This window comes from Rhizobium esperanzae, from assembly GCF_002204185.1.
Classification (GTDB): Bacteria; Pseudomonadota; Alphaproteobacteria; order Rhizobiales; family Rhizobiaceae; genus Rhizobium; species Rhizobium esperanzae.
This window is the reverse complement of the sequence record NZ_MXPU01000008.1, coordinates 209,156-225,733: the sequence shown is the minus strand read 5'-3', so window position 1 is coordinate 225,733 and position 16,578 is coordinate 209,156. Positions and strand designations below refer to the sequence as shown.

At 60.6% G+C, this 16,578-nt stretch carries 18 protein-coding genes; 7 read left to right on the top strand and 11 right to left on the bottom strand.

Going from position 1 to position 16,578, the window contains the following annotated elements; genetic code table 11:
* Positions 1 to 35 precede the first annotated feature (35 nt).
* Together B5E41_RS31700 and B5E41_RS14745 are read right to left on the bottom strand one after the other, a co-directional pair.
* A complete protein-coding gene (locus tag B5E41_RS31700) occupies positions 36 to 212 on the bottom strand; it encodes a hypothetical protein (RefSeq protein WP_176439385.1) in 177 nt (58 codons plus the stop codon).
* 274 nt (positions 213 to 486) lie between these two features.
* Positions 487 to 1,179, bottom strand: coding sequence for a GntR family transcriptional regulator (locus B5E41_RS14745; RefSeq protein ID WP_088394707.1), 693 nt, complete (start codon positions 1,177 to 1,179; stop codon positions 487 to 489).
* A gap of 144 nt (positions 1,180 to 1,323) precedes the next feature.
* Here B5E41_RS14745 and B5E41_RS14740 point away from each other — a divergent pair, with 144 nt between their 5' ends.
* From B5E41_RS14740 to B5E41_RS14720, 5 genes are read left to right on the top strand one after another with little or no spacing between them, the layout of a single operon-like run.
* The gene (locus B5E41_RS14740; RefSeq protein WP_088394705.1) at positions 1,324 to 2,328 is read left to right on the top strand and encodes an ABC transporter substrate-binding protein; all 1,005 of its coding nucleotides are present in this window, start codon (positions 1,324 to 1,326) and stop codon (positions 2,326 to 2,328) included.
* A gap of 58 nt (positions 2,329 to 2,386) precedes the next feature.
* Positions 2,387 to 3,205 carry an ABC transporter ATP-binding protein gene (locus tag B5E41_RS14735; RefSeq protein ID WP_088394703.1) on the top strand — a complete coding sequence of 273 codons (819 nt, stop codon included), beginning with the start codon at positions 2,387 to 2,389 and terminating at the stop codon, positions 3,203 to 3,205.
* Positions 3,206 to 3,209: 4 nt separating this feature from the next.
* On the top strand, positions 3,210 to 4,079 hold the full coding sequence (locus B5E41_RS14730) for an ABC transporter permease (protein ID WP_088394701.1): 870 nt from the start codon (positions 3,210 to 3,212) through the stop codon (positions 4,077 to 4,079).
* A gap of 38 nt (positions 4,080 to 4,117) precedes the next feature.
* On the top strand, positions 4,118 to 5,854 hold the full coding sequence (gene araD / locus B5E41_RS14725; protein WP_088394699.1) for an L-arabinonate dehydratase: 1,737 nt from the start codon (positions 4,118 to 4,120) through the stop codon (positions 5,852 to 5,854).
* 13 nt (positions 5,855 to 5,867) lie between these two features.
* Positions 5,868 to 6,593, top strand: a complete 726-nt coding sequence (locus B5E41_RS14720) for a ribonuclease activity regulator RraA (RefSeq protein ID WP_088394697.1) — start codon at positions 5,868 to 5,870, stop codon at positions 6,591 to 6,593.
* A gap of 204 nt (positions 6,594 to 6,797) precedes the next feature.
* Here the strand turns inward: B5E41_RS14720 and B5E41_RS14715 are convergent, their stop codons facing one another.
* From B5E41_RS14715 to B5E41_RS14690, 6 genes are all read right to left on the bottom strand, one after another.
* Positions 6,798 to 7,727 (bottom strand): ribokinase, encoded by a 930-nt coding sequence (locus B5E41_RS14715; RefSeq protein WP_088394695.1) that lies wholly within the window; start codon positions 7,725 to 7,727, stop codon positions 6,798 to 6,800.
* Complete coding sequence (locus B5E41_RS14710; RefSeq protein ID WP_011427726.1) at positions 7,724 to 8,185, bottom strand: RbsD/FucU family protein; 462 nt, start codon at positions 8,183 to 8,185, stop codon at positions 7,724 to 7,726. The genes B5E41_RS14715 and B5E41_RS14710 overlap by 4 nt, the downstream gene beginning before the upstream one ends.
* A gap of 124 nt (positions 8,186 to 8,309) precedes the next feature.
* Positions 8,310 to 9,359, bottom strand: a complete 1,050-nt coding sequence (locus B5E41_RS14705; protein WP_088394693.1) for a LacI family DNA-binding transcriptional regulator — start codon at positions 9,357 to 9,359, stop codon at positions 8,310 to 8,312.
* Positions 9,360 to 9,376: 17 nt separating this feature from the next.
* Entirely contained in the window at positions 9,377 to 10,288 is a 912-nt protein-coding gene (locus B5E41_RS14700; protein ID WP_088394691.1) for a carbohydrate ABC transporter permease, read from the bottom strand.
* Positions 10,288 to 11,406, bottom strand: coding sequence for a carbohydrate ABC transporter permease (locus B5E41_RS14695; RefSeq protein WP_088394689.1), 1,119 nt, complete (start codon positions 11,404 to 11,406; stop codon positions 10,288 to 10,290). Before B5E41_RS14695 ends, B5E41_RS14700 begins: the two co-directional genes overlap by 1 nt.
* A gap of 72 nt (positions 11,407 to 11,478) precedes the next feature.
* Positions 11,479 to 13,119, bottom strand: coding sequence for an extracellular solute-binding protein (locus tag B5E41_RS14690; protein WP_088394687.1), 1,641 nt, complete (start codon positions 13,117 to 13,119; stop codon positions 11,479 to 11,481).
* Positions 13,120 to 13,458: 339 nt separating this feature from the next.
* Here B5E41_RS14690 and B5E41_RS14685 point away from each other — a divergent pair, with 339 nt between their 5' ends.
* Positions 13,459 to 14,526 carry an ABC transporter ATP-binding protein gene (locus B5E41_RS14685; protein ID WP_088394685.1) on the top strand — a complete coding sequence of 356 codons (1,068 nt, stop codon included), beginning with the start codon at positions 13,459 to 13,461 and terminating at the stop codon, positions 14,524 to 14,526.
* Positions 14,527 to 14,729: 203 nt separating this feature from the next.
* Here the strand turns inward: B5E41_RS14685 and B5E41_RS31295 are convergent, their stop codons facing one another.
* Positions 14,730 to 14,957: a hypothetical protein gene (locus tag B5E41_RS31295; protein WP_141098768.1), complete on the bottom strand. Its 228-nt coding sequence runs from the start codon at positions 14,955 to 14,957 to the stop codon at positions 14,730 to 14,732.
* Between the two features lie 171 nt (positions 14,958 to 15,128).
* Between B5E41_RS31295 and B5E41_RS14680 the strand changes: the two genes are divergently transcribed.
* Positions 15,129 to 15,428, top strand: a complete 300-nt coding sequence (locus B5E41_RS14680) for a hypothetical protein (protein ID WP_088394764.1) — start codon at positions 15,129 to 15,131, stop codon at positions 15,426 to 15,428.
* A gap of 12 nt (positions 15,429 to 15,440) precedes the next feature.
* Here the strand turns inward: B5E41_RS14680 and B5E41_RS31695 are convergent, their stop codons facing one another.
* Positions 15,441 to 15,710, bottom strand: coding sequence for a hypothetical protein (locus tag B5E41_RS31695; RefSeq protein WP_176439396.1), 270 nt, complete (start codon positions 15,708 to 15,710; stop codon positions 15,441 to 15,443).
* 274 nt (positions 15,711 to 15,984) lie between these two features.
* Positions 15,985 to 16,569: a cysteine hydrolase family protein gene (locus tag B5E41_RS14670; protein WP_088394683.1), complete on the bottom strand. Its 585-nt coding sequence runs from the start codon at positions 16,567 to 16,569 to the stop codon at positions 15,985 to 15,987.
* Between the last annotated feature and the right edge of the window lie 9 nt (positions 16,570 to 16,578).

Genomic DNA, 16,578 nt, shown 5'->3' with positions numbered 1-16,578 from the left:
GCAAAGACTGGATGAAGTCAAATCTGTCGGTCCTCCTATTCTGCTTGCAGCCGCGCTTGGCGCAGCCGCACAGTCTTGGCTTCCCGGCGGCGTCGCTCCTCGGCGAGCACTTCCCGGGCGGCTAGATTGGTGCGTTCAAGAACATCAATTCTTTGCGAAGCGGTAGTCGAGCTTCTTTTGCGCAATCCATCGGACATGCTGGCGTTCTCCATCTTTCTCGATCTTAGGGACGATCGCGCGAGCAATGTCATTGGTGGCGGTACGATACCAGACGCGTCTGGTTGCTTCCGAAGCTCACGACGAGATCAAAGATCGCGTTTCCGAGGAAGTTGAGGCGCTGCGGAAACCAAACCAGTGACAATATACCACCAAGCTGAACCATAACGCGGCGTAGCTTAGACCGGCTCTCGTTAAGAGATGACGCCGGTAGATTGCGCCGGACGCGTGTTTGACGTTTACGAGAGCCGGGCTGACGCCGCTGGTGCGTCAGCCGCGAATATAGTTCGGATATTGGGCTCTGATCACATCAATGATCGACAGCGTGCCTGACAGATGTTTTCTGAGCGCTGCCGTCGCCGCATGAGGATCACCCGAGGCGATGGCGTCAACGATTGCTTCATGGTCGGCGAGGACAGTCTGCATCTTGCCCGGCATGGGGAGGTTCAGTCGCCGTAACCGATCGAGATGCACGCTCTGGCGCCTCACATTGGCCCAGAGCTGCAATATGCCCGCCTTCTCGTAGAGCTTCCGGTGAAAATCGCGGTCAATGTCGTCGAAGATGTCGTAGGTTTCGGGAGACCGAACCAACTTCTGCCGCGCAAGAATCTCGCCCAGCTCCGCCGCCGTCTCACCCGGCACCTCCTCGGTCAGCCGCCGCACCGCCTCGAGTTCGATCGACAGTCGCAGAAACTGTGCCTGCCTCGCATGGTCGGTGTCGATCTTGGCCACCACAGTCGCATATTGGGGATAGACTTCGACAAGCCCCTCCTCCTGAAGTCGCATCAAGGCATCGCGCACAGGGGTCTGGCTCACACCGAATTCAAGCTGGAGCGACGCGCGCGACAATACCGTCCCTGGCGCAAGTTGAACCGTCAGTATCCTTGCCCGCAATATCTCGTGGATCTGCAGCGCCACCTGTCGTGATCGATCCAACTGGCTTTCCCGAACCATTCCGCTCATGTCCCTGCTCTGTTTTTGCGTCGTGCAAACCGACTAAACCACATTTTCAGGGTTGATGCACTGATGCATTAGTGCTTCAATGACTAAATTCCGCCTCGGGAAAGGCGGCAGAGGGCTGATGCCCGCATCCTTTGGGAGGACCAGATGCAAATTCTAAAACATTGTCTTGTGGCTGCGGCCGTGACGCTTGGCCTTGCCTCGGCGAGCCAGGCGCAAGAGAAGACCGCTATTTCGATCACCCGCCAGCCGGGCATTCTCTATCTCGCCAGCCATGTCATGGAGACGCAGAAGCTGATCGAAAAGCATGCGGCTGCCGAGGGTGTGGCTGATGTGACCGTCGAGTGGCGAACCTTCAGCGGCGGCGGCGCTCAGACGGATGCCTTGCTTGCCGGCAACGTCGACGTCGTCAATACCGGCACCGGCAATCTGCTTCTGCTCTGGGACCGCACCAGGGGAAAGGTAAAGGGGATCATCACCAGCTCCGCGCAGCCGGTGATCATGGTCAGCAATGATCCGCGCATCAAGTCGCTGAAGGACATTACCCCATCCGACAAGATCGCCGTGCCGACGGTCGGAGTGTCCACGCAGGCCATCCTGTTGCAGATGGCCGCGGCGAAGATGTTCGGTGAGGACAAGGTCAAGACATTCGATGCAAACACCGTTCAACTCGGACATCCGGACGCGGTTGCTGCAATCGCCAACCCGAACCACGAGGTTAAGAACCATTTCTCGGCGCCGCCTTTCCAATATATCGAGCTGAAGCAGCAAGGCGTGCATAGGGTGACCGATTCCAAGGAGATCCTAGGAGGTGCGCTGACCCAGGCGACCTTCTTTACCACCACTGCATTTGCCGATGCCAACCCGAAGATCGTCAAGGCGTTGCGCGAAGCGACGGAAGAAGCGGTCGCTTTCATCAAGAAGGATCCCAAGGCAGCCCTCGAAGCCTACAAGACGGTGTCGGGGGACAAGGCCAGCCTCGATGATCTGCTCGCCATGCTGAAGGAACCGGGCATGGATGAATGGCGCACCGACCCGCAGGGCACGATGAAGTTTGCCGAGCATCTGCACAAGATCGGTACGCTCAAGACCATGCCGAAAGCCTGGACCGACTATTACCTGCCCGACTCCGCCTATCTCAACGGCAACTGACGGCACCAGGGCGGCGGCGCTTAAACCCGCCGCTCCCCCTCTTCAAGGAGTAATTCCAATGCTTCAGGCCATTGCCCGCACCGGCAACGAGACCGCGCCGGCGGCCGAGAGAGAGCCCCTCCTCAAGGTCGACAATGTGACGCTGCGCTATAAGACCCCGAACCTGTTGGTCACCGCCACCGAGGGCGTCAGTTTCTCCGTCAGCCAATCCGACAGGTTCGTGCTGCTCGGTCCGTCCGGCTGCGGCAAGTCAACGCTTCTGAAAGCCGTCGGCGGCTACATGACGCCGTCTGCTGGCTCCATCCATATCAATGGGCGGCAGGTGAAGTGTCCGGGGCCTGACCGCATGATGGTCTTCCAGGAGTTCGACCAGCTCATGCCCTGGAAAACCGTGCTCGAGAACGTCATGTTCCCGCTGCTGGTCGCCCGCAAGCTGCCGAAGGGCGAAGCCGAGGCATTGGCACGCGATTATATCGACAAGGTGAAGCTGACCCGCGCCGTCGACAGCTACCCCCACACGCTGTCCGGCGGCATGAAGCAGCGCGTCGCCATTGCCCGTGGCATGGCGATGCAGCCGGATATCCTCCTGATGGACGAGCCCTTCGCAGCGCTCGATGCCCTCACCCGCCGGCAGATGCAGGACGAGCTGCTCCAGCTTTGGGAAGACACCAAGTTCACAGTCATCTTCGTCACCCATTCGATTGCCGAAGCGATCAAGATCTCGAACCGGATCCTGCTCCTGTCACCACACCCCGGCAGGGTCAAGGCCGAAGTAGTCGATGTCGACAAGGTCAGCCATGAGGACGGCAGCGCCGCGGCGCTCGAGCGCGACATCCATAACCTGCTGTTCTCCTCGGAACCCGGCCACAAGGAATAGAACCATGTTGTCCGCAAACATCATTCTCGCGCCCGATGTCGAGGCCGCCAAGCCCTACGACAACGTCAAACCGGTCGAACAGAGGCTCAGTGCATTCGAAACGCTCTGGGGCGTCGGCGCATTGCGCAAGACATTGCTGATCCTCACGCTGGCAATCGTCTGGCAGCTCTACGCCTCCTATCTCGACAATCCGCTTCTGTTCCCGACGCTCAGCGACTCGATCGTCACGCTGGTCGACCGTTTCGCCGATGGTACGCTGCCGGCCCGCATCTGGACGACGCTGCAGATCCTGTTCATGGGATATGCGCTCGGCACCGTGCTCGCCGCACTCCTGACTGTGCTCGCCATCAACACACGCATCGGCACGGATTTCCTCGAGACGATGACGGCGATGTTCAACCCGCTGCCGGCCATATCGCTCCTGCCGCTGGCGCTGATCTGGTTCGGCCTTGGCGCGTCCAGCCTCGTCTTCGTGCTGGTGCATTCGGTCCTTTGGGCAGTGGCGCTGAATACCCATTCCGGTTTCCTCGGCGTATCGCGCACTTTGCGCATGGTCGGCGCGAATTACGGCCTGACAGGGATTTCCTACGTGTTGCGGATCCTTGTGCCGGCCGCCTTCCCCTCCATCCTCACCGGCCTGAAGATCGGCTGGGCCTTCGCATGGCGCACGCTGATTGCCGCCGAACTCGTCTTCGGCGTCTCCTCGGGCCAGGGAGGCCTTGGCTGGTTCATCTTCGAGAACCGCAACCTTCTCGATATTCCGGCAGTCTTCGCCGGCCTCTTGACCGTGATCATCATCGGCCTGATCGTCGAAAACCTGGTCTTCCAGACGATCGAGCGCCACACCATCCAGAAATGGGGAATGAAGGAATAGCCGCAAATGCGATTTTCCCATCCCGAGAAGGTATCCTCATGACACACAGAAAAACGCCGGATTTGCTGCGAAGCGCGCGGTGGTTCGCGCCTGATGATCTGCGCAGCTTCGGCCACCGCTCGCGCATGATGCAGCTCGGTTATGCCGAGGAGGATTTTCGCGGCAAGCCGATCATCGGCATCCTCAACACCTGGTCCGAGCTCAATACCTGCCACTCCCACTTCAAGGAGCGTGTGCAGTATGTGAAGCGCGGCGTCTCGCAGGCCGGCGGCTTCCCGGTTGAAATGCCGTCGCTGTCGGTCGACGAAAGCTTCACGAAGCCGACCTCCATGCTCTACCGCAACATGCTGGCGATGGAGACGGAGGAGACGATCCGCTCGCATCCGCTCGACGGTGTCGTGCTGATGGGCGGCTGCGACAAGACTACGCCCGGCCTCGTCATGGGGGCGCTGTCGGCCGGCGTGCCGATGATCTACCTGCCGGCCGGGCCGATGCTGCGCGGCAATTACGCCGGCAAAATCCTCGGCTCCGGCTCGGATGCCTGGAAATATTGGGACGAGCGCCGCGCCGGCAACATCACCGATGCCGAGTGGCTCGGCGTTCAAGGCGGCATCGCCCGCTCGGCCGGCACCTGCATGACGATGGGAACCGCCAGCACCATGACGGCGATTGCCGATGCGATGGGGCTGACGCTGCCGGGGGCCTCGTCCATTCCTGCCGTTGATGCCAACCACCAGCGGATGTCGGCCGCCTGCGGGCGCCGCGCCGTCGAGATGGTCTGGGAGGATCTGACGCCCGAGCGGATCGTCACGGAAGCGGCATGCCGCAATGCGGCGATCGTCGCCATGGCCACCGGCTGTTCCACCAACGCCGTCGTCCATCTGATCGCGATGGCCAGGCGTGCCGGCATCAACCTGACGCTCGACGATCTCGACCTGCTGGGACGGGTGACGCCGCTCATCGCCAATGTCCGCCCCTCAGGGAAGGACTATCTGATGGAGGATTTCTTCTACGCGGGCGGGCTGCGGGCGCTGATGAAACAGCTCGAGGACCGGCTCGACCTGACGGCCATGACCGTCACCGGAAAGACCATGGGCGAAAACCTGATCGGCGCAGAGGTCTATAATGACGATGTCATCCGGCCGCTTTCGAACCCGGTCTATCACGAGGGATCGCTCGCCGTCCTGCGCGGCAACCTCTGCCCCAACGGCGCAGTGATGAAGCCGGCGGCCTGTGATCCGAGGTTCCATGTGCATCAAGGGCCGGCGCTGGTTTTCGACAGCTATCCCGAGATGAAGAAGGCGATCGATGACGAGTATCTCGATGTCACCCCCGACCACGTCCTCGTGCTGCGCAACGCCGGGCCGCTCGGTGGACCGGGTTTTCCGGAATGGGGCATGTTGCCGATCCCAAAGGCTTTGATCAAGCAAGGTCATCGCGACATGCTGCGCATTTCCGACGCGCGCATGTCCGGCACCTCCTACGGTGCCTGCATTCTGCACGTGTCGCCGGAGAGCTATATCGGCGGCCCGCTGGCGCTGCTGAGGACCGGCGACATCGTCCGCCTCGATCTGCCGAACCGCCGGCTCGACATGCTGGTGGACGAGGCCGAACTCGCCCGACGCCGAGATGCATGGAAGGCACCAGAGCCGCATTTCAAGCGGGGCTACGGCTGGATGTTTTCTCGCCACGTCACCCAGGCCGACCAGGGCTGCGACTTCGATTTTCTTGAGACGGGTTTCGGCAAAAGCGCCGGCGAACCGGATATTTATTGAGGAAGGAATGAGAATGACCGATTACGTGCTGAGCGAGGCGACACGCGCGAAGTTCAAGACGATCTCCACCGCATCGATCGCCACTGCCCTCTTCAAGCGCGGCCTTCGAAACCAGTTCATCCAGGGGGTCGTGCCCGTGGCGCCCAAGGCCGAGGTGATGGTCGGGCAGGCATTCACGTTGCGCTATATTCCGGCCCGTGAAGATCGCAATCCGATCACGGTCTTTCAGAACCCAAATCACCCCCAGAGAGTCGCGATGGAGACATGCCCTCCGGGGCACGTGCTGGTGATGGATGCACGCAAGGACGCGCGGGCGGCGACAGCCGGTTCCATCCTGATCACCCGGCTGGCGCTCCGTGGTGCGGCGGGCGTCGTCTCCGACGGCGGTTTTCGTGATGCCGAGGGGATCGGGGCGCTTGATATGCCGGCCTATTACGCCAAGCCGTCGGCGCCGACCAATCTAACCTTGCACGAGGCGCTCGATATCAATGTGCCGATTTCCTGCGGCGATGTCGCCGTGTTTCCCGGTGACGTCCTGGTCGGCGACCGCGACGGCGTCATGGTCATCCCGGCGCATCTGGCCGATGAACTTGCGGACGAATGCACCAATATGGAAAGCTACGAGGACTTCGTGCTCGAGCAGGTCAAGGCTGGGGAAACGATCATCGGCCTCTACCCCTGCACCAAGGAAGAACATCAGCAGAAATACCAGGCCTGGCGACAAAAAAACGGCCGCTGAATTGTCCCGGCGGGCGCCCGCGTTTCAACCGAGCGCCCATCTTCGGCTATTTTCTGTCAAGCCATTCCGGGAGACCACACGCTTCGGAACAAGCATCGAAGCCGCGCGCGGCGTCGGTTCTTTCTTTACCGCTAAGCCGTATTTGACGGTGTCAGCAGATGATGAGGCTGATGCACCATCTCCCATATCCCTTGGGATATCCAATCATAAGGAGCGCAATAGGGCGGTGATCTCGGCGCGAGAAGGCATGGCGGGAGCCGTGCCCGGCCGTGTTACCGCAATCGCGGCGGTCGCGCAGCCGAAACGGACGGCCTCGATTGGCGCCCGGCCTTCCGAAATCGCCGTCGCGAACCCGCCGAGGAAGGCGTCGCCGGCCCCGGTTGTGTCGATGACATTTCCGGCCGAAAATGCGGGCACGAATTCGCTCTGCCCGGCTGTGTGATAGAACGCACCGCGGGCGCCGAGCGTGATGACCGCTGCTTTCGCCCCCCGATCGACCAGCGTGTGTGCCGCTGCACGTGCCTGCTCATCGGTTTCGATCGCATGCCCCACCAATTCCGCTGCTTCGACTTCGTTGGGAACGATGAAATCGCACAGGCCATAGATGCTGTCCGGGATGGCGCTGGCCGGCGCCGGATTGAAGATTGTCGTTGCCCCTGCCCTCTTGGCGATCGACAGGCCATGCAAGGCCGCTTCCAGCGGTTGTTCGAGTTGTGTCATGAAGATAGCGGCGCTTTCGATCGCCGCCCGATTGACTTCGACATCTTCGATGCCGATCAGCCCCGCGGCGCCCGGCACCACGATGATGGCATTGTCGCCGCTCGCTTCGTCGACGAAGATGAAGGCAGCGCCCGTCGAAACGCCTTCCATCTGCATCACATTGGCTTTGACGCCCGCCTCCGCATAGGCCGCAAGGGCCATCGCGCCGAACGCGTCGTTGCCGACCCGTGAAATGAAAGTCACCTTGCCGCCTGCCTTTGCCGCGGCGATCGCCTGGTTGGAGCCCTTGCCTCCCGGCCCGAGCGTGAAACCCGACCCCATCAGCGTCTCGGCAATATGGGGCAGGCGCTTTGCCTTATAGGCGGTGTCGGCGGCAAAAATGCCTAAAATGACGATCCCGCTTTTTTCGCTCATCTCACGGCCTCTTCCGCCGGAATGACGCCCTTGGTCAAAAGGAAGCATCCATAGAACCGCAGTTCCCCGGTTGCGATCACGCAATAGGCCTTTTTGGCGATGTCATAGAACGCCATGCGTTCGACGGGATACATCGGCGATGGCTTGCCTTCGGCGCGGTCGACAATCGCCTGCACTTCCTGTTGAATCGGCGGGATTTCATCCGGCTTGCCAATCACTTCCATGCGGCCGACCGAAGGCTGGATCGGCGTGTCCAGAGGCAGGACCGAAAGGACCGCGTCGATCGCCTGCGGCGCGGGAATGTTTTCCATGGTCAGCAGCCTGCCTAGGCGCGTCTGGCGGGCTATCGAATCCGACGGAAAATTCATGTCGGAGATGACGAGATAATCGCCATGTCCCATGTTGCAAAGCGCCTGAAGAATGTCGCCGTTGAGTTCGGCCCGAATTCCCTTGAGCATTGATCTTCCACCCTTTCTTTAGCCGGTACGCCCGGCCGTGCTTCAATTTTTGTGTCCGTCGACATCCACCCTGGAGTGCCGCGCTTCCTTTCGGACGCAGAAAGGACGCTTTCACGCTTTGGATCTACGCGTCGGGCTTTCCGAGAATCGATTCCGATTTTCGGGCCGGTGCGCCAGGTTGCGGGCACGGGCCGCTCGAACCACGCACGATCAGCGATCCGTCCACCATTTCGTCCCCCTTGCCCGGCGGTTCCTCCAAGAGAAGGCTGACCGCGCGCCGCGCCAGCATGTCGGCCGGTTGGCGGATGGTTGTCAGCCGCGGCACCACCAGATTGGCAAGCGAAATGTCGTCGAAACCCGTCACGGACAGTTTTCGCGGCACATCGATCTTGAGGTCGCGGGCGGCACGTAATGCGCCGATCGCTTGCTGGTCGCTGGCGGCAGCGATCGCCGTCGGCCGCTCCGGCGGCGGGCGCGAAAGCAGCTCACGGGCAATTCTTTCGCCGGATTCGTAGTCGAATCTGCCATGGGCGATTTCCAGTTCGACAGGCTCGCCGGTCTTGCCGAAGCCGTCCATGCGGCTGACGAAGGCCTCTTTGCGGATGCGCCCTGCTTCGGTGTCGGTCGGCCCGGCAATATAGGCGATGCGTCGGTGCCCCAGCCCATAGAGATGATCGGCAATCAGTGTGGCCGCTTGCGCATGGTTGGTCGACACCAGGGGAAAGGCGCCGAAACGCCGGTCCAGCGATATGACCGGCACCGAGGCTGGCAGATCGAGACCAGAACCGTCGCTCGAAGCCACCACGATGATGCCGCGCACCGATCGGTCGAGAAAAGCCGAAACATGGCTCTGCTCCGCCTCGCTGTCGTTGTGCGAGCTTGCCAGCATCAGGCTGTGACCGCATTCGAGCGCCGCGCGCTCGATGCTTGCCGCAAGCTGCGCAAAAAAAGGATTGGTGATGTCGGGAACGACGAGGCCGATGACGTCGGTTCTGCTGGTGCGCAAGGCTCGTGCAGTCACGTTCGGTCGGTAACCGAGCGCCGAAATGGCGTCGTTGACCCTTTCGCGCAGCATGGGTTTGACCGCGGCTTCGCCCGACAGAACGCGCGAAACAGTACCCACGGAGACGCCCGCATATTCGGCGACATCCTTGACTGTGGGCATCTTTGCCATGTTCAAACGTTCCGCAGCTATTTTACCGCTCCTGCGGTCATCCCGGCGATGATGTGCTTTTCCAACACCACGCCGACGATGACCAGCGGAAGGATACCGGCGGTGGAAAGGGCGGCCATCGACCACCAGTTGATGCCCTGGCTGCCTGTCTGGCTGGCAATCATCACCGGCAGCGTGTTGGTATTGGTGGAGGTCAGCAATGCGGCGAAGAAATATTCATTCCAGCACAGGATCAGCGCCAAAAGGAAGGCGGCAACCATGCCCGGCAGAACGAGCGGCACGATGATGCGGGCAAACGCGCCCCAGATCGACAGGCCGTCGACCAGCGCGGCTTCCTCGAGCTCGACCGGTATGGTGGCGAACTGATCGCGCATGATCCAGACGACGATCGGCAGGACCATCAGCGTATAAACGGCGATCATGCCGGCATAGGTATCGAGCAGCGCCAGTTCCTTGTAGAGAACCAGGAATGGCAGGGCGAGGACGACGGGCGGCATAATCAGCTGCGACAGGAAGAAGAAGGAAATGTCGGAATTGCGCATATGGCCGAACTTGTATGAGAAGCGGCTGAGGCCGTAGGCGGCGAGCGATCCGAGCACAACCGCAAGAGCGGATGCGGTGACGGAGATGATGACGCTGTTCCAGAGCCTGCGCATGAACTCGTCACGCACGGTCGAGATCTGGGGAATCGTATCGGGAGAGAGGCCGAGCGAGCGCCAGCCGAGCCAGTTGGGCGCGAAATTGAACCACGGGATCAGATTGCCGCGCATGACATCCGCGGCTGTCTTGAACGAGGTGGAAACCGTCCAGAACAGCGGGAAGATGCAGACACAAGCCCAGATGATGAGTAGGCCGTAGACGGTCAAACGCATGGCCCACCAGCGAATGCGTTGGCCCCGTCCGTATTTTTCGAAATCGATGCGAACCATCAGAGCCTTCCTGTCATCCGCTTGACGATGCGGTCGGAGATCTTCATCAGCCCCGTCATGCCGACGACGATGATCACCAGATAGACGAGCGCGAGCAGGGTCCCATATCCGACATTCGAGCGATCACGATATTCGCGGTAGATGAAACTGGTGACGGAATCCGTCGCTCCGCCGGGACCTCCCGATGTCACCGTGATGATGATATCGGCGAGCTTCAGCTTGAAGATGATGCGGATCATCACTGCCGTGACCGACACAGGCAGCATCAGCGGGAAAATCACCTGCCAGAAGCGCTGCCATTTGGTGGCGCCATCGACTTCGGCCGCCTCCAGCACCTCCCTCGACAAGGCCTGCAATCCGGCGAGCAGCATGATCATCATGAAGGGAATGAAGGTCCAGGCGTCCATGATCATGATCGAGAGGCGCGCCGTCAGCGGATCGCCGAAAAAGGAGGGGTTTTCCCAGCCGAGCCAGCGGGCCAGGCGTGCGATCGGGCCGAAACGGGTCTCCAGCATCGACTTGCCGACCATCCAACTCACCGCGACCGGCGACAGCATCAAGGGCACGAGGAAGGTGACGCGCCAGAACTTCCGAGCAATGATTTCCTGGTTGAGGAGCAGCGCCAGGCCAAAGGCGATCGCATATTCCACGACAATCGCAAGGCAATAAAGGATCATGTTGAGCAAGGCGTTGGCATAAAACGGATCGGCGATCATCCGGCGCACATTGTCGAGCCCGTTGAAGCGCCGCCCGGCAGAAGAGGCGAGGTTCCAGTCGGAAAAGCCGATCCAGAGTGCAAAGAGCAACGGGAAGACCACCATCGATACGACGAAAAGCGCCGCCGGCAGAACAAAGAGCGCCTTCTTGCCGGCCTCGCCGTAGATGACGACGCGGGTGACGCAGAGAACCGCGGCCCAGATGAAATAGGCGTAAAGAACCGGCCGCCAGTTGGCAAAGCCCCAATCGGTCCAGCCAAGTTCGTGGACAGCCTGCAATACAAAGGCTGCCATGAACCATAGGGCGCTTAGCCACAGAGCCGCGCGGCCCCAGAAACGGCGGCTCGCGGAAATGGAGCCGGCTTCGACCGTGTGGAGCAGGTCGCCTTCGACTGTCGACATTGATATTCCTCGCACGGACAGGATGGGCGCTGGCGGAGCCTTTCGGTCCGCCAGCGCGTTTATGTCAATCGATCAGAGCCCGAGGCTCGTCCGATAGAGCTTCAGCTGGCTATCGCGGCCGATCTGGTCGGTGATCTTTTCCCAGGCGGCGGCAATCGCATCCGCGGTTTCCTGTGCCGACTTGTATTGTCCGGCAAAGCCCTTCGCCAATTCGTCCTCCGCAACGGAGTAGTATTGGAAGATGCCGGGGATGCGCGGCTCGATCGCTGCGTTCGGATGGTTGTAGCTGTCGGCGTTCGAGCCCAGATAGTCCTCGATGTAGGCGCGGTCGTAACCTGCCTTTTCCCATTCGTCGTAGTTGAAGTGCGACTGACGATAGGGCTGGAAACCGGACGGATAGGCCGACGTCCAAAGGGAAAGATCCTTGCCGCCGAGATGGGCTGCAGCAGACCAGGCCGCCTTGCGCTTCTTCTCGTCGCTGGAGACCCGCTTGGTGACGTAGATGCCCCAGCCGAGATAGGCCATGTTGGGCGCTTCGTTATACTTGTCTTCCCATTGGCCGGACTTGCGGTTGTAAACGCGATTGGAGCCGCGGTTGATGCCGAAACCGACGACGTCGCCGACGACCGACGTATCCGAGGTGCGCGCGCTGGAGCCGACGTCGCCCCACCACATCAGCATTGCGCCGGTGCCCGCCAGGAACTGCGAGAAGGCGGTGGTGCCGGGGTCCGCATTGATCTGGTCGGCCGGATAGGCCTTGGCCGCGATCAGATCCAGCACATCCTGGATCGCCTGGACCCAGGCGGGGTTATTGACCAGCGGCTTCATGTTTTCGGGATCGAACAGCCAGGCCGGATCGCCGGGGTATTTGGCATAGGCCGTCGCCCGGTTCTCGATGAAATAGAAACCGAAGCCGCCCCAGCCCTTGAGCGGGTCGAGATAGCCGTAGGCCGGCTGGCCGGTCAGCGGATCGGTCTTACCGATCAGCGCCTTGGACGCTGCGTTGACGTCCTGCCAGGTCTTCGGCGGCTCGGCCATGCCGCTGATCGAGCCTTCGCCGAAGTAGTCCTTGCGATAGGCGAAGGTGTGGCAATCGCCGTCGATCGTGACGCGATAGGTCTTGCCGTCCCAGGTGCCGACCGGCGGCTTCAGGTAGCTCACCAGATCGTCGGCTTCGACCTGCTTTGCAGCCCAATCAGGCATCTCGTCGAGAAGCCCGCGTCCGGCGGTATCGCCTTCGAAAGGCGCGCCCATTTCAAGGATGTCGAAATCGACAGTGCCGGTTGCGATCGACTGCTGAAGGCGGGCGTTGTAATCGGCCTGGGCAAGGTCGATCCAATTGATCTTGGCGCCGGTATAGGCTTCCCACGGCTTCAGGAAGCCGCGGAACAGGAAGTTGTGGAGGTTCTGGTTGTTGAGCCCCATGAAGGTCAGCTCGACACCGGCGAATTCACCCTGCTTGACATTGGCCTTTGTCGGGCCGAGGCAGAGCTCGCCCACCTTCTGCCAGTCTGTGTCCGTCGGCGAACCCTTGCCGACGCCCGGGATCTGCAGAATCTGCGCACGCAGATCATCGGCGGCGAACGCCGTGCCGGCAATTCCGCCCATCGCGCCGGACAGGCCGAGCAGAGCCGCCGCACTTGCCGTTCCGCGCAAAACGTCGCGGCGACTTGCCTGACGGCGCATCAATGCATCGTAAATTTCGACTTTCATGTCTTCCTCCTCCACGTTTGGTGCGCTGCCGCCAGCCAGTATTCCGGATAGGCTCCGGCCCGAATTTGGGACTGGTCTCGTGCAGAACTATCTGGTAAACAAGAAAATGAAACGTTTCATAATTCTTGTTTGAAACCGCTCCTCTCGGTCTCATCATTGAGCATTAGACGGGAAGCGGAAAAAGTCAATAAAAAATGAAACGTTTCATGGAGGAGGTTTTGACGGTATTTCGGGACGTGGCAGAGCACGCTTTCGCTGTGCCTCAGACTCTGGATACTGTCGAGAGATTCATCCCCTGGAATCCTTGCCGGGGATGACCGGAAAGCGAGTGGGAGGCATATGGCTGAGGTCAATATTTCAGAGGCGCGGAAGGCGTACGGCGCCTTAAATATCCTGCATGGGGTCGATATAGACATTCGCGACGGCGAGTTCGTGGTGCTCGTCGGTCCGTCCGGTTGCGGCAAGTCCACCTTGTTACGCATGGTCGCGGGGCTCGAAAGCGTTACCGGCGGCACCATCTCGATCGGCGGAAAGATCGTCAACAATCTGCCGCCGAAGGATCGTGATATCGCAATGGTCTTCCAGAGTTATGCGCTCTATCCCCACAAGACCGTTGCCGAGAACATGGTGTTTGCGCTGCGCCTGCAGAAGCAGCCGGCCGATGTCATCAAGCAGCGCCTGCAGGCGGCGGCCGAAACACTCGACCTCGTGCCCTATCTTGACCGCTATCCGCGCCAGCTTTCGGGTGGCCAGCGGCAGCGCGTGGCGATGGGACGAGCTATTGTCCGGTCGCCGCAGGTCTTCCTGTTCGACGAGCCCCTGTCGAACCTCGACGCCAAGCTGCGCGTGCAGATGCGCAAGGAGATCAAGGAACTCCACCAAAGACTGAGAACCACGACGATCTACGTCACCCATGATCAGGTCGAAGCGATGACCATGGCCGACAAGATCGTCGTCATGCAGGGCGGCAGGATCGAACAGACGGGAACGCCCCTGGAGCTATACGATCGTCCGCGCAATACGTTCGTGGCCACCTTCATCGGCTCGCCGTCGATGAATCTGCTGAACGGTCACTACAAGGCCGAAGGTGCGGTTTTCGTCACGGAGACAGGCGATGAGATTGCGCTCGGCTTCACGCCTGAGGCGTCCGATGGCCAGGCTGTGCGCCTGGGCGTACGGCCCGAACATCTGTCGCTCGCCCCAGGCGGCTTGAAGACGACCGTCAACGTCACCGAACCCACCGGCCACGAGACGATGGTATTTCTGCGCTACGGATCTGGCGAGCTTGTCGCGGTGCTGTCCGAACGTCACGATTTCGAGCCGGGGCAGGCCGTAACGATCGCTGCCCGGCCGGGCAAGCTTCATCTGTTCGATGCGGAATCCGGTAAGACGCTGCGACGGAGTTGAGGAGCCGCCTGGTGCCGGCCGACATGCAGGAGCACCCGGACCGGTGAGAGGTCGGTCGCCATGCCCGAGGGAGGTTCCGATCCTTGCCTAATCTGCGGACATTGTCAGGCCGCGCAGCTTTCGCCATCGACTAGGACGATGTCGGCATGGGGCGCTCTTTCGTGTGGGCGCGTCCTTGACTTCGCAGGAGATCTCGCTTCGGTCTAGAGCAGTTTTGATGTCGTCTGTCTTCTGAGACAGAACGTCGATTTCGCGCTGGCGTTCGTCAAGCCAGACAGAAGAGATGGTGTTATAATGGTTGGCGCAGTTCCCAAAGAGATCACCAGCGCATTCAAATGCGCGCCATGGGCGCTGCAGAAGTCGATTGCGGTTTGGAGGTCTTCCTCGAACTGATGAACGCTGAGGATGCTGAGTACCGTCCTGATGGTCATGTCGATATACCTGGTTGAATAGTCGCCATGGCCCCGGGTTCCTTGACCTTCTTCAAAGCGGTTTCGATTTCTGCCCTGTAGGCTGCTTCTCGATTGAGATGCGTGGCCATGGACGTCCTGATCACGGAATTCGGAGAGGTGCGGAGCCTGTCATCGGCTAGGAGGCCGCAAATGCTGTCGACGGAACGAGACTTCAAACGGGGCGGCGAGCGGTCGCCCATTCCTTCCCAAGGTGAAGTCGAAGGCAAGCTTCTCATGTTCGAAGCGGTTGCCGTCACCTGTTTGCAGGAGCTTCTCGCCAAAACGGAATCGCGCCTGGTCCCCAGGCTCCGCCGGAGACTTATCAGTAATCTGAAAGAGCGGTGCGCCCCATTGAAGCTTTGCGCGGATGACGAAAAGGCTGCAGAGGAGTTCGCGCTCCAACTGTTGAACGCAGCCCTGGAAAAAGCAGAAGACGAGAGAGCGGGCTGAATGCCGGACGCCTCAAGCGCAGGTTCGAGCGCCCAGGTCTTTGACCGTCTCATCCGCCAGCTTGCGCACGACCTTTGCGGACACCACCCCCATTTTCGAGGCGATTCCGGCCAGTCGCGCAGTCTCTCGAGGCGCCTCGGCCAAGGCATTCTGCGCAAAGTCGGCCACGACCTCGAACGTATCGTTCAGTACGGCACTTTCGGTGAGGTCGTCCAGGAAGATTTGATAGAGTTGAAGCCTGCGCCGGAATGACGTCAGTAACTCGATCTGACAACACAGCATCGTCCGAGACGCCTCGATGTTCGGTCTGGGGCTTCCCGTCGATAACGACCATCTGGTTCGTGCCGCCGGCATCCATGACCAGCAGGGCTTCCTCGCCGGACGACTTCATCATTCCACTGATCAGCTTCAAAGACATTGCTTATCTCCGGACCGGTTGATTTCGCAAACCTGTCGCAAGAAGCGCTGCCGGGCTCCTCTGGCAGGCTGCCCGGCGAGCTTATGCCGGCGCGGGGAACCCAGCCGCGTATCAAGAAAAGATCGTCGGAACGGCTTCTCAGCCAAGGCCGCTCAAGAATTCAACGGTCTCCATGAGCTCCAGTTGCACGGAAAAGCGGTCGTGCAGAAGTTCCAGCGATGCGTCATAGGTGTCGTCGGCGCTGCTGAAGACGGCGTCCTTCAGCATGATGACACGATAGCCGAGATCGATGGCGCCGAGCGTCGCGGCGAGCACGCAGACGTCCGTTTCCCCACCGGTAATTACAAGGGTGTCGACCCGTTCCGATTGAAGGATCGTATGAAGGCGGCCGTCGATCCAGGGGGAATAGGTGCGTTTGTCGAAATATCTTGCCGGCGGAACATGCGAGGCGAGCGAGGAAGTCAGCTCGACGAGGCCATGCGGAAGATGCTCACCTGTCATCATCCACCATTTCCGGTAATAGTCGCGCCATTTTCCGGGCATCGCATCCGCGTGCTGGGGCGGCACGAAACGGGTGAAGATCGTTCGGGACGGATAGCGGCCGGCGAGTTCCTCGATCTGAGGGGAGATCCGGGCCATCCATGGAACGTGCCATGGCGTGTCTTCGGCAAACATCCGCTGCATGTCGACGCAAAGGTGCCGCCACTCGCCGATCTCACCCATCACGTCCTC

Excerpts from the sequence above, each read along its gene's own strand:
- B5E41_RS31700 (WP_176439385.1), bottom strand. The coding sequence starts at position 212 with ATGGAGAACGCCAGCATGTCCGATGGATTGCGCAAAAGAAGCTCGACT.
- B5E41_RS14745 (WP_088394707.1), bottom strand. The coding sequence starts at position 1,179 with ATGAGCGGAATGGTTCGGGAAAGCCAGTTGGATCGATCACGACAGGTG.
- B5E41_RS14740 (WP_088394705.1), top strand. The coding sequence starts at position 1,324 with ATGCAAATTCTAAAACATTGTCTTGTGGCTGCGGCCGTGACGCTTGGC.
- B5E41_RS14735 (WP_088394703.1), top strand. The coding sequence starts at position 2,387 with ATGCTTCAGGCCATTGCCCGCACCGGCAACGAGACCGCGCCGGCGGCC.
- B5E41_RS14730 (WP_088394701.1), top strand. The coding sequence starts at position 3,210 with ATGTTGTCCGCAAACATCATTCTCGCGCCCGATGTCGAGGCCGCCAAG.
- araD (WP_088394699.1), top strand. The coding sequence starts at position 4,118 with ATGACACACAGAAAAACGCCGGATTTGCTGCGAAGCGCGCGGTGGTTC.
- B5E41_RS14720 (WP_088394697.1), top strand. The coding sequence starts at position 5,868 with ATGACCGATTACGTGCTGAGCGAGGCGACACGCGCGAAGTTCAAGACG.
- B5E41_RS14715 (WP_088394695.1), bottom strand. The coding sequence starts at position 7,727 with ATGAGCGAAAAAAGCGGGATCGTCATTTTAGGCATTTTTGCCGCCGAC.
- B5E41_RS14710 (WP_011427726.1), bottom strand. The coding sequence starts at position 8,185 with ATGCTCAAGGGAATTCGGGCCGAACTCAACGGCGACATTCTTCAGGCG.
- B5E41_RS14705 (WP_088394693.1), bottom strand. The coding sequence starts at position 9,359 with ATGGCAAAGATGCCCACAGTCAAGGATGTCGCCGAATATGCGGGCGTC.
- B5E41_RS14700 (WP_088394691.1), bottom strand. The coding sequence starts at position 10,288 with ATGGTTCGCATCGATTTCGAAAAATACGGACGGGGCCAACGCATTCGC.
- B5E41_RS14695 (WP_088394689.1), bottom strand. The coding sequence starts at position 11,406 with ATGTCGACAGTCGAAGGCGACCTGCTCCACACGGTCGAAGCCGGCTCC.
- B5E41_RS14690 (WP_088394687.1), bottom strand. The coding sequence starts at position 13,119 with ATGAAAGTCGAAATTTACGATGCATTGATGCGCCGTCAGGCAAGTCGC.
- B5E41_RS14685 (WP_088394685.1), top strand. The coding sequence starts at position 13,459 with ATGGCTGAGGTCAATATTTCAGAGGCGCGGAAGGCGTACGGCGCCTTA.
- B5E41_RS31295 (WP_141098768.1), bottom strand. The coding sequence starts at position 14,957 with ATGACCATCAGGACGGTACTCAGCATCCTCAGCGTTCATCAGTTCGAG.
- B5E41_RS14680 (WP_088394764.1), top strand. The coding sequence starts at position 15,129 with ATGCTGTCGACGGAACGAGACTTCAAACGGGGCGGCGAGCGGTCGCCC.
- B5E41_RS31695 (WP_176439396.1), bottom strand. The coding sequence starts at position 15,710 with ATGCTGTGTTGTCAGATCGAGTTACTGACGTCATTCCGGCGCAGGCTT.
- B5E41_RS14670 (WP_088394683.1), bottom strand. The coding sequence starts at position 16,569 with ATGGGTGAGATCGGCGAGTGGCGGCACCTTTGCGTCGACATGCAGCGG.